Genomic DNA, 11,981 nt, shown 5'->3' with positions numbered 1-11,981 from the left:
TCAACGGTCAGAGCGCGCTTTATATCGTTTTTATCCCTTCATTAATCGTACGAACCTTTAAAATAGCCGTTTGAGGATCAAATTCAATTGTGCGTCCGTTGTGTCCTCCTGTAGCTTTTGCTGCAATTTCTACACTGTTTCTATGCAGTTCTCTCTCCACTGCTTGAACATTTCGAAGGCCAATTCGCATCACATCATTTCTTGGTTCAAATTGAAACATCTGTGCGCCCCCTGCTATTTTTGCTTTTAATAATCTTCTATGTGCACCTTGTTTAATCAACATATTTATCAAATCAAAAATGGCTGTATCTGCATATTTAGCTCTATTAAAAGGACATTTAGCCCCGCTTGAATCGGGAAGCATTACATGAGCGAGCCCAGCTACTGAGTGAACAGAGTCGTAAACGACAACTCCTACACATGACCCTAATCCCGCTGTTCGAAGCACTGCGGGTGCATGTGTAACATTCATCTCGGCAATTCCTACCTTAATCACTTGTTTATCATCTCTCACGATTCTTCAACTCCTAGAAACTTCAGCGTGATATCCATTATTCGCTTGGCTCACTGGAGGTGGTCTTCTAAAGAGAGAACTTTAGGTAAATTTAGAAGAACAATTAAACGGCTATCTACTTTAACAACTCCGTTCAAGTATTCTACAGCTGTTCCTTCAACTGTTTCAGGCACTGAAGCAATCGTTTTTTCATCAATGTCTACTACATCATTTGCCGCATCCACAATCAAACCTGCTTCTACATCATTAAGACGAACCATAATAATACGTGTCAGCTCATGGTTAAGCTGTTCTTGTAAGTTAAAACGAGTGCGCAAATCAATAATCGGTGTAATAACACCGCGAAGATTAATAACACCTTTTACATATTCTTTTACTCCAGGAACGCGTGTTATGTGCTGAATCTTTTCAATCGATTGCACTTCTTCTACTGAAATTCCGTACTCCTCGTCCCCCAATTGAAACACAATAATTTTCATGCCTTTCTCCCTTTCTTTTTACAGCATTTGTTATTTGATCAAAGCGTTGCAATCAATGATAAGTGCTACTTGTCCATCGCCTAAAATCGTGGCTCCTGAAATAGCAAATACACCCGGCAGATAATGACCTAAAGATTTTAAAACGATTTCCTGCTGACCGATAAAAGAATCAACAATTAGCCCGGCGGTCTTTTCTCCTTTTTTCACAATAACGACGGAATAATGATCTCTTTGTACCGGGTTAGGCACAGTAAATAGTTCTTTTAAATCAATAAGAGGAATAATGGCTCCTCGAAAGTCAATAACCTTTTGACCATGTACATGCATGACCTCTTTCAGCTGAACAATAGCTGTTTCAATAATCGAAGAAAGCGGTAAGGCATAGCGCTCTTCACTCATTTGCACGAGTAAAGCAGAAATGATAGACAGAGTGAGCGGCAGTTGAATAGAAAAACGCGAACCGTATCCTTCGTTAGAATCGATCGTTACAGAACCCCCTAGCGATTCAATCGTGTTTTTCACGACATCTAGACCTACTCCTCGTCCGGAAACATCTGAAATTTGTTCAGCCGTCGAAAAGCCCGAAGCGAAAATGAGCTCGTACACTTGTTTATCCGTCAGCGTTTCAGCAGTTTTCCCATCGATAATTCCTCGATCTAACGCTTTTTGCAGTACCTTTTCACGATTGATGCCCGCCCCGTCATCTTCTAAATCAATAAAGACATGATTTCCGCTATGATAAGATTTAAGGCGAATCGTTCCCTTTTCATTCTTTCCATTCTTTAAGCGTGCTTGAGGCATTTCAATTCCGTGGTCAACGGCATTTCTTAATAAGTGAACAAGCGGATCTCCAATTTCATCAATGACGGTCCGGTCCAACTCTGTATCAGCTCCGACAATTTGAAGTTCAATTTGTTTCCCTAAATCTTTTGAAAGCTGTCTCACCATACGGGGAAACCGATTAAAAACGGTTTCTACAGGCACCATACGCATATTTAAAATAATCGTTTGCAAATCTCCAGAAATACGGGACATCCGCTCTACCGTTTCGTCTAATTCGCTATTATTCAATTCTTTTGATATTTGTTCTAACCTGCCTCTATCAATAACTAGTTCTTCAAACAAGTTCATGAGACTGTCCAAACGGTCAATATTGACTCGAATCGTCTTGTTATTTGAGAGCTGTCTTTTCTCTTCAACAGGCGATTTAGAAGGTGCTGACACAGTAACTTCCTGTATAGCTGCTGCTTCTTCTTGTGAAACAAGCTCCTGCATTTCTGTCTCCTTTTTTATGGGGACCGCAGCAATTTTCACGCTTTCTACTTCAGAGACCTCCATAATGCTCGCCTTCAGCTTTTCTTGCGATTCGCTTGTTACTAATATAACGATAAAAGATGATTCAAATTTTTCTTGTTCGATATCTTGAACAGTTGGCGCTGACTTAATGACGTCTCCCGCTTGCTCTAACACATCAAATACCATATATGCACGCGCAGCTTTTAACAGACAGGTGCGTTCGAGCTGTACGGTTATTTCAAACGCATCAAATCCTTGCCCTGCTGTTTGACTGAGCAGCGTTTGTACGAACTCATCATACTCAATAGAAGAAGCCGCATGCTCTGCTGCGGGTTCCTCTGCTACAATACGCTGCAGCTTTTGAACAAGCAATTTGACATCAAGCTGACCATCGCCCCCTTCAGAAATAGATTGAACCATTATTTCTAGCGCATCGACTGATTCAAACAAAGCATCAAGAACTTCCGTGTGAGCGTCGATTTGATGATTTCGAACGGCATCTAGCACGTTTTCCATTTTGTGAGTTAATTGTGCTAAATCATCAAATCCCATTGTTGCAGACATACCTTTTAACGTATGAGCAGACCGAAAAATTTCATTTACATAACCAAGATCATCGGTATTTTTTTCAAAACGCATTAGCTGGTCGTTAACGTTTTGAAGATGTTCCTTGCTTTCTTCAATAAACACTTCTAGATATTGATTCATATCCATCGTAACTTTCCCTCCTATTTCTGTGCGTAGCGAGAAATAAAGCTTCCAACGTTTCGCAGCGGTTCAATATAATCAACAAGCTTTGTAGAAACAGCTGATTTGGGCATCCCATAAATGACAGCTGTTTCTTTAGATTCAGCCAATATAAGCGCGTCTTTATTTTTCTTTAAATCAATAATGCCTTCCGTTCCATCCGCCCCCATTCCCGTCAACACAATAGCAAGTTTTTGATAACCTGAAATTTTACTAATCGACTGAAACAAACGATCCACTGAGGGGCGATGTCCCTTTACAGGTGAAGAAGTGTCTAAACAAATGCTGAGCTGTCCTTCTTTCTCTACAACCGTCATATGAAAACCTCCAGGCGCAATGTACGCACATCCTGAGCGCACGATTTCATTGTCTTGTGCTTCTTTCACTTCAATATCAGCTAGCTGATCTAGTCTAACCGCTAATGATTTTGTGAAATTTGGAGGCATATGCTGCACAATAAAAATAGGTGCGTTTATGTCTTTTGAAACAGTTGATAATACTTCTTGCAGCGCACGCGGTCCTCCAGTAGAAGTGCCAATACAAATCATTTTGTTCACTTTCGTCCCCATCGGGAGGTTATATACACTTCTGTTTTGCACGTGCTGATGACTGCTTGAAGATATGTTGGCTTTACTAGCAAGCAATAGTTTAGAGATAAGCTCATCTTTCACTTTATGTAAGTCCAGCGAAATAGCTCCCGAAGGTTTAGCAACAAAATCAACTGCGCCGTACTGCATAGCGGTCAGCGTATTTTCAGCACCTTCTATTGTTGTACTCGATAACATGACAACAGGAAGGGGCTTCACACGCATAAGCTGCTTTAACATATCTAAGCCATTCATTTTAGGCATTTCGATATCAAGTGTCACAATGTCTGGCGACAGCTCGAGCGCTTTTTTCAACCCTTCTTCACCGTTACGTGCGGTACCCACAACGTGAAAACGACTGTCACATGCTAAAAAATCGCCGATTAGCTTTCGCATAAATGCAGAATCATCTACAATAAGCACCTTTATTTCATTCACTCTCATTTCCTACCTTTCAAGAAAAAATCGTTTGAGGCGCCGAATAAACATTCCCTCGTTTTTAGCCGTTATCCTATTGTCTTGAGGAATAAGAATATTCACCATTTCTATTAGTGATACACTTGCTTTAGATGTTGGGTTTTGAAGCAAAAAAGGCATTTGGCGATTGACCGCTTTCTGGACAGCTTGATCGTTTGGCACAATACCTAATAGAGAAATAGATATGTTCAAAAACTGCTGAACAGCTCGGTTAAATCGTTCATACGTCTCATTTCCTTCTTTGTCAGAAAGCGTTTTGTTAATAATAAGACGAACCGGTGCTGATACAGAATAGGAAGCTGCTAGCTTAATAGCAGCGTAAGCATCTGTGATAGATGTAGGTTCGGGTGTTGTGACCACGATCATTTCATCTACAGCTTTTAAAAACTTAAGCACACTCTCTGACATGCCCGCTCCCATATCAAAAATCATGTAATCGTATTGATTTGTCAAAGAACTCAATTCTTGTATTAAATGAGCAAGGTCCGATGGAGACCATTCAAATACAGAGGAAATTCCCGTTCCACCAGCCACATAAGCTAAATCTTCAGGACCTTTTTTAATAATTTGCTGGATGGAAAGCTTTTTTTCTAGCAAATCAACCATCGTATAGGAAGCAGTTTGTCCAATCAAAATATCAATATTTCCCATCCCTATATCCATGTCAAAAAGAAGAACTCTTTGCTTTTGCTTCGTTAGCGCAAGAGATAAGTTTAATGATAGATTCGACTTTCCAACTCCTCCTTTTCCGCTTAACACGGCTATCGTTTTACAATTCCTTAAAGAGTTTTGATGTTTCTTTAACACTTTTTCTCTTAAAACTGCTGCTTGATCATTCATCTTTCCAATCTCCAAACACATCGTCGATAAACTCTTCTATTTTAAATGACGAAACATCTTCTGGTACATCCTGCCCGTTTGTTGTAAAAGCAGCTCGTTGGCCGTAACGATACAACATATTTAAAAGCGAACCTTTGTGAGTTGTTTCATCTCGCTTCGTAAAAATCAGTTGATCAACAGGGAGACTAGCAAAACGTTCATATATAGCTTTCATATCTGATGCTTTTGACGTTAGTGCTAGAACAAGAAACGTTTGCAAATCTTCTTGAAACGTAATAATTTTCTTTAAATCATTTACATATTGCGGTTCTAAAAAGTTACGGCCTGCTGTGTCAATAAAAATCACATCGTATGCTTTTGTTTCCAGCAAAGCTTTTTTAAAATCTTCTCCGTTATAGCAAATCGTTAAAGGCGCATTTAAGATCGAAGCGTACGTCTTGAGCTGCTCAATCGCTGAAATTCTATAGGTGTCCGTTGTGATAAATGCTATTTTTTGATTTTGTTCTAGGACACACTTTGCAGCCAATTTAGCAAGAGTGGTTGTTTTACCGACACCTGTTGGCCCTACTACACTTACATATTTTTTGAAAGGACCGCTCCATTCACTTGCTTTAAACTGATTGGTAAACCAGTTTTTCGTCCACTTCATGAGTTGGTTTGAGTTAGGGCGATGTAAGTAGTAGTATTCTAGCATAGGAGCCTCCAAGTTTTCTAAAATAGCTTCGTCTATTTCTTGCAAACGCAAATAAGCAAGCACATCTTCCACTACTTTTGGATATGAACCTGAAGAAACCTTTGGCATTTGACTCATTTGTGAGACAAGAGTATTTAACTCACTGAGCTGCTGTTTCATAAAAGATTGATTATCTTCCATACTGGGTTCTGGCGGCGCTGAGTTCTTCTTTACGCTCAGCTTTTCTACGGGATCGACAGCTGCCAATACTTCTATTTTCGCCTTAGTAAATAAGCCAAGAAAACCTCCTGTTCGAATTTGTTTCGAATGTAAAATAACCGCTTCCTCACCTAAATCTGAACGAATGGCTTTCATAGCTTGCGGCATAGATTCTACTACATATTTTTTTACTTTCATCAGATATCCACCACTCCAACACTTTGAACTTCAACATTTGCTTCTAACTCGTTATATGATAAAACCGCCATATGAGGAAAATACCGCTCAGTGATTTGACGCACGTACATCCTCACTGCAGGAGAACATAACACAATTGGAGACTGTTCTTGAAAAGAAAGTGTTTCTATTTGCTTAGCTATACTTTCCACAATAGCTTGTGAAACGTTAGGGTCTAGTGATAAATAGTTCCCATGTTCCGTTTGTTGAACAGCTTCCGCCATCGTTTTTTCAACTTTTCCTGAAAGGGTAAGAACTCGAAGCAGACCTTCTTGGACCGTATATTGACTGGTAATTTGCCTTGCAAGTCCTTGCCTGACATATTCAGTTAACAAATCGGTGTCTGACGTCATTTTTCCGTAGTCGGCCAGCACCTCAAAAATAATGGGTAAATTTCGAATTGAGACGCTCTCTTTTAAAAGTTTTGCCAGTACCCTTTGAATGTCTCCAACGGAAAGCGGATTAGGCGTTACTTCCTCAATTAAAATAGGATATGTTTCTTTTGTGTGATCAATTAGTTGCTTTGTCTCCTGCCTTCCAATCAGCTCATACGCATACGATTTTATAACTTCTGTTATGTGCGTAGACACAACCGACGGTGGGTCCACAACGGTATACCCAAACATCTCAGCCTGCTCCTTCACCGACTCGCTAATCCATTTCGCAGGCATTTTAAAAGCTGGTTCTAACGTATCAATTCCTTCAATCAACTCATCATCCATTCCGGGACTGATTGCTAAGTAGTGATCGAGCAGCAGCTCCCCTTTCGCCACTTCATTGCCCTTTATTTTAAGACAGTATTCGTTGGGCTGAAGCTGAATGTTATCTCTGATACGAACAACTGGAATGACTAATCCTAGCTCAAGTGCCAGCTGGCGCCTAATCATAACAATTCGATCGAGTAAATCGCCTCCTTGATTCGTATCAGCAAGCGGAATTAATGCATACCCAAATTCAAATTCAATCGGATCAACGCTTAATAGATTGACAACACTCTCTGGACTTTTCATTTCATTGTCTTCTAGCTCTTCTTCAGTAGGGGCCATTTCTTCACGAACCGCCTGATTTTTAGCCTGAGACAAATAATAGCCTCCCACCCCTAATAAAATAGCAATAGGCATTGTAATGACATCATTAATTGGCGTGATTAAACCAAGAGCGGCAATTGTTCCTCCAGTTACATAAAGCATAACGGGAAAAGCAAACAGCTGCCGTGTAATATCTTCGCTCAAATTGCCTGTTGAAGCAGCTCTCGTGACGATAATTCCCGTCGCTGTTGAAATCATGAGGGCTGGAATTTGACTCACTAATCCATCGCCTACTGTTAACAAAGTAAACGTTTGGGATGCTTCAGTGATGGACATTCCCATTTGCAGCATGCCGATAATAATTCCAAACAAGATGTTAATAAGGGTAATGACAATCCCTGCAATGGCATCACCTTTGACGAATTTACTAGCTCCATCCATTGCTCCGTAAAAATCTGCTTCGCGCTGAATTTTTTCACGGCGGTCAATTGCTTGTTTTTCTGAAATCATACCTGCATTTAAATCTGCATCAATGCTCATTTGTTTCCCTGGCATCGCATCCAAGGTAAAACGTGCGGCTACTTCAGAAACACGCTCCGCTCCTTTTGTAATAACGAGAAACTGAATGATAATTAAAATAATAAAGACAACAAACCCCACCAACGGATTTCCACCAATCACGAAGTGGCCAAATGTTTCCACTACTCCGCCTGCTTCTCCTGTTCCTAAAATTGAACGGGTTGTCGATACGTTCAAACCTAATCGAAACAGCGTAAGAACCAGCAGCAAAGACGGAAACACCGATAGCTCTAAAGGTTCTTTCATATTCATGGAAACGAGCAGTACAAGCAGCGCAAGAGAAATGTTAATCATGATTAAAATACTTAATAACCATGAAGGCAACGGAATAACAAGCATAACGATAATGAGTACAACACCTATAACAACTGGCAGTTCTCTTGCAGACATTAATTTTTCTCTCCTTACAATAGCGTAACGTTACATTTTATTTTGAATGCGGTATACGTAAGCTAATATTTCAGCCACCGCTTTAAAAAACTCTTCTGGAACCGCATCCCCTACTTTGGTTTGATCAAAAAGCGCTCTTGCCAGCGGGCGGTTCTCTACCATGATAATTTCATGACTTTTGGCAATTCCTTTGATCTTTTGAGCAATAAAATCTACGCCGCTGGCTACAACATAGGGAGCATCCATTTTTTCTTCATCATATTTTAAAGCAATGGCATAATGAGTAGGGTTTGTAATGACGACATCTGCTTTTGGAACTTCTTGCATCATGCGAGACATTGCCATTTCACGCTGCTTTTGCTTTATTTTTGATTTGATTAGAGGATCTCCTTCAATGTTTTTATGCTCATCTTTGATATCTTGCTTTGACATTCGAATATTTTTCTCGAAATCAAACTTTTGGTACAAATAATCAAGCAGCGATAAAAATAAAAGCATAAGCGAAGCTGCAAGTCCCATTTGAAAAACAAGCTTAGACAGAACAACCAGCGAGTCCCCTATACTTTTTTGAGATAAATTTAATACATCTTCTATGTGAATCCATAAGATAAAAAACGTGACGGCTCCGATACACATAATTTTCAGCGTTGACTTGATTAGTTCTACCAGCGCTCTCATGGCAAAAATTCGTTTGGCTCCGCTAATAGGGTTAATCTTTTCTAACTTAGGCTGAAGGGACTCCGTGGAAAAAAGAATGCCAACCTGCATATAATTCGCTCCGAGCGCAGCAACAAAAGCTGCGAGCATGACAGGACCCGCTGCAAGAGCAATTGAAGGAAGAAGATGCTTAAACATCGCAAATACGCGCTCTGCCGTCACTTCCTCAAGCATATACGTTTGAAAAGCTTCTCTTAACAGCTTCATCATTTGCTGTAAAAATTGTTTGGCTCCAAACAAAAAATAAAGAAAAACCATTAAAAGAATGAGCGCAGTGGTAACGTCTTGACTTTTAGCTACCTGTCCTTTTTTTCGAGAGTCCTGCTTTTTTTTAGGTGTAGCTTTTTCCGTTTTTTCTCCTGCAAAAAATTGCAAATCAACTTTTACTAAAAACAAAGCTACACCCCTCCTAATATGCGGATCATCGCGCGCATCGCTTCTATCATTTGTTCAAATATGATTTGCATCATATAAAACATGCTCCCCATCACTACAATTAGTAAAATAAAAGCAACGATGATTTTCACCGGAAATCCAACTACGAAAATATTTAACTGCGGAACCGTTCTCGCGATGATGCCAAGCGCGATATCGACTAAAAATAATGAACCAACCAAAGGCAAAGACATTTGAACGGCTACTAAAAACATCGATGAAAAAACAGTTATGATGTGTGTAGCAAATGCTTGGCTTCCCACAGGGAAAGCTACTTTGTCTAACGGAATAATTAAATAACTATTATAAATGCCGTCTATTAATAAATGATGCCCATTGGTCGATAATAAAAATAGAAGAGCAAATACATATAAATATTGACCTAGTATCGGACTTTGCGCCCCTGTCTGCGGGTCTATTACATTGGCAATGGCAAACCCAATTTGAAAATCGATGAGACCTCCGGCGATTTGAATAGCCATAATAAATACATACGCAGTCAAACCAATAAACAACCCAACAGCACATTCTTTTACTACTAAAAGTACAAACTGTGCATCTAACGAAACGACGGGTAAATCAATCGTTGTCGCAATAATGACGGATAGCGAGGCAGACAAACCTACCTTATGAACTGCGGGAATCGTTTTGTATGAAAATAGCGGAACAGTGATGAAAAAAGACGTTACCCGCACTAGTACTAGTAAAAACGCGGGATAGGATAAGATCAACTGACTCATAGCTATCCTACGTACCGATACAGATTTGCAAAAATTTCATATGTAAATGAAATCATTTTCGATAACATCCACGGACCAAAAAATACAATCCCTACTAAGACCGCTACAATCTTAGGAACAAAAGCAAGAGTTTGCTCTTGAATTTGGGTAGTTGCTTGAAAAATACTAATAATGAGCCCAACTACAAGGGCCAGCAGTAATAGAGGACCAGATACAATTAAAATTGTATACACGCCTTTTTCTGCTAACGAAATGACAAATTCTCCATTCATTGTCTATCACCTATTGAAAACTTATTAATAATGATTTAACAACTAAATTCCAGCCGTCAACCAGTACAAATAGTAAAATTTTAAATGGGAGCGAAATCATAACGGGAGGAAGCATCATCATTCCCATAGACATCAGCACGCTTGCTATAATCATATCGATAATGAGAAAAGGAATAAAAATCATAAATCCAATTTGAAATGCCGTCTTTAGCTCACTGATCGCATAAGCTGGAACGAGCGCAGTTAAGGGAATTTCTTGAACAGAGGATGGTTTATCTATATCCGCATATTCTAAAAAAAGAGCTAAATCTTTTTGTCTTGTATGAGCACTCATAAATTCTTTCATTGGTTCAGCTGCTTTTTTATAGGCTTGATTCAACGTGATTTTTTCTTTTAAAAGCGGCTGAAGCGCCTGTTCATTTACCTGAGAAAAAGTTGGTGCCATAATAAAAAATGTTAAAAACAGCGATAAACCAACTAATACTTGATTAGGAGGCATTTGCTGTGTCCCAAGCGACGTACGTACAAATGAAAGCACAATGACAATTCGTGTAAAGCAGGTCATCATGATTAAAATTCCAGGAGCTACTGAAAACACCGTCAGCAGCAACAAAAGCTGGACAGAAGTTGAAATATTTGTAGGACTGCTCGAGTTAAAGAGATTCATCACTTCATTCATCGTTCTTTTTGTTCCTTTCTAACTCTTTCAGTGCGTTTTGTCTTTTTATTTTCATTTCATTCATTTCTCGCTGAAAAAGCTGCTGAAAAGAATGACTAGATTTCTCTTCTTTTTTAGAAGTGAATTTTTCTAAAAAAGACGGTAGTACGACTTTATATTCGCCCTCGTTTTTCTGTTGTTCCTCATACTGCGTAAGCAGCTGCTGTTTCTCTTGCCCTGTAATTTCTGAAAGAAGCTGCACATTTTCACCGACTCCAATAACAAAAAGCTGATTTCCAACTTTGACTACTTGTACAGACTTGCTGCTTCCAACATTTGTACCACCCAAGTTTTGTACGACTTTATTTTTTTGTAGCAGCCTTCCTTTTTTATTTACAAATTTTAAGAGCGCAAAAAGCAGCCCAATTACAAGTAAAAACGCGAATATCATCTTCACGATATCTCCAGCTGAAAGCGCAGGCGTCGCCTGGAGTTCAGTTTTTTCTTTTGAATCAGTACTCTCACTCTCTGAACACTTCTCCGTTTTCTCCAAACATTCTTTTACCGATGCAGATCCACTTTCTGCATAGACGATTTGATTTGATCCTGCTAATACGCTTATTAACAGCGCAACAATTACGAACTTTCGCAGCAATGTCTGCCACCTCTTACTTCAACATAGTGTAAGATTAGCGGGAAAGTCCCGCCAATCTGTTGTTTATCCAATTGCTTTTGAAATTGCCTCTAATACACGATCTGCTTGAAACGGCTTAACGATAAAATCTTTTGCCCCTGCTTGAATGGCATCAATCACCATTGCCTGCTGTCCCATCGCTGAACACATGATCACCTTGGCATCACTTTTTATGTTTTTAATTTCTTTTAAGGCCGTAATTCCATCCATTTCAGGCATCGTAATATCCATTGTGACAAGATCTGGTGCATGCTCTTTAAATAACTCCACAGCCTGCTGGCCATCTGCCGCTTCCGCTACTACTTCATATCCATTTTTCGTTAAAATATCTTTAATCATCATGCGCATGAATGCAGCATCATCTACAATTAAAATTCGGTTTCCCATCTCTACTCCTCC

13 protein-coding genes are annotated in these 11,981 nt (G+C 39.5%); all 13 read right to left on the bottom strand.

What is annotated here, in order from left to right; translation table 11 throughout:
- Nucleotides 1-19 precede the first annotated feature (19 nt).
- Complete coding sequence (locus SCI76_RS19705) at nucleotides 20-514, bottom strand: chemotaxis protein CheD (RefSeq protein ID WP_028411411.1); 495 nt, start codon at nucleotides 512-514, stop codon at nucleotides 20-22.
- Between the two features lie 50 nt (nucleotides 515-564).
- On the bottom strand, nucleotides 565-993 hold the full coding sequence (locus SCI76_RS19700) for a chemotaxis protein CheW (protein WP_014458457.1): 429 nt from the start codon (nucleotides 991-993) through the stop codon (nucleotides 565-567).
- Nucleotides 994-1,023: 30 nt separating this feature from the next.
- A complete protein-coding gene (locus SCI76_RS19695) occupies nucleotides 1,024-3,003 on the bottom strand; it encodes a chemotaxis protein CheA (RefSeq protein WP_048019853.1) in 1,980 nt (659 codons plus the stop codon).
- 14 nt (nucleotides 3,004-3,017) lie between these two features.
- On the bottom strand, nucleotides 3,018-4,061 hold the full coding sequence (locus SCI76_RS19690; RefSeq protein ID WP_048019852.1) for a chemotaxis response regulator protein-glutamate methylesterase: 1,044 nt from the start codon (nucleotides 4,059-4,061) through the stop codon (nucleotides 3,018-3,020).
- A 9-nt stretch (nucleotides 4,062-4,070) separates the two neighbouring features.
- Nucleotides 4,071-4,940, bottom strand: a complete 870-nt coding sequence (locus tag SCI76_RS19685) for a MinD/ParA family protein (protein ID WP_028411415.1) — start codon at nucleotides 4,938-4,940, stop codon at nucleotides 4,071-4,073.
- Entirely contained in the window at nucleotides 4,933-6,030 is a 1,098-nt protein-coding gene (gene flhF / locus SCI76_RS19680; RefSeq protein WP_028411416.1) for a flagellar biosynthesis protein FlhF, read from the bottom strand. The genes SCI76_RS19685 and flhF overlap by 8 nt, the downstream gene beginning before the upstream one ends.
- A complete protein-coding gene (gene flhA / locus SCI76_RS19675; protein WP_048019851.1) occupies nucleotides 6,030-8,066 on the bottom strand; it encodes a flagellar biosynthesis protein FlhA in 2,037 nt (678 codons plus the stop codon). Before flhA ends, flhF begins: the two co-directional genes overlap by 1 nt.
- A 30-nt stretch (nucleotides 8,067-8,096) precedes the next feature.
- The gene (gene flhB, locus SCI76_RS19670) at nucleotides 8,097-9,179 is read right to left on the bottom strand and encodes a flagellar biosynthesis protein FlhB (protein WP_033579789.1); all 1,083 of its coding nucleotides are present in this window, start codon (nucleotides 9,177-9,179) and stop codon (nucleotides 8,097-8,099) included.
- Nucleotides 9,180-9,181: 2 nt separating this feature from the next.
- Nucleotides 9,182-9,958 carry a flagellar biosynthetic protein FliR gene (gene fliR / locus SCI76_RS19665; RefSeq protein ID WP_048019850.1) on the bottom strand — a complete coding sequence of 259 codons (777 nt, stop codon included), beginning with the start codon at nucleotides 9,956-9,958 and terminating at the stop codon, nucleotides 9,182-9,184.
- A 2-nt stretch (nucleotides 9,959-9,960) separates the two neighbouring features.
- Nucleotides 9,961-10,230 (bottom strand): flagellar biosynthesis protein FliQ, encoded by a 270-nt coding sequence (fliQ, locus tag SCI76_RS19660; RefSeq protein WP_033579787.1) that lies wholly within the window; start codon nucleotides 10,228-10,230, stop codon nucleotides 9,961-9,963.
- Nucleotides 10,231-10,240: 10 nt separating this feature from the next.
- Nucleotides 10,241-10,909, bottom strand: a complete 669-nt coding sequence (gene fliP / locus SCI76_RS19655) for a flagellar type III secretion system pore protein FliP (RefSeq protein WP_048019849.1) — start codon at nucleotides 10,907-10,909, stop codon at nucleotides 10,241-10,243.
- A complete protein-coding gene (locus SCI76_RS19650) occupies nucleotides 10,902-11,543 on the bottom strand; it encodes a flagellar biosynthetic protein FliO (protein WP_028411421.1) in 642 nt (213 codons plus the stop codon). The genes fliP and SCI76_RS19650 overlap by 8 nt, the downstream gene beginning before the upstream one ends.
- A 63-nt stretch (nucleotides 11,544-11,606) precedes the next feature.
- Nucleotides 11,607-11,969, bottom strand: coding sequence for a response regulator (locus tag SCI76_RS19645; RefSeq protein WP_033579786.1), 363 nt, complete (start codon nucleotides 11,967-11,969; stop codon nucleotides 11,607-11,609).
- Nucleotides 11,970-11,981 lie beyond the last annotated feature (12 nt).

Source organism: Priestia sp. HNGD-A6 (assembly GCF_045784335.1).
Lineage (GTDB): Bacteria > Bacillota > Bacilli > Bacillales > Bacillaceae_H > Priestia > Priestia zanthoxyli.
Note: the sequence above shows the minus strand (reverse complement) of the source record. Positions and strands in the feature narration are given on the sequence as shown.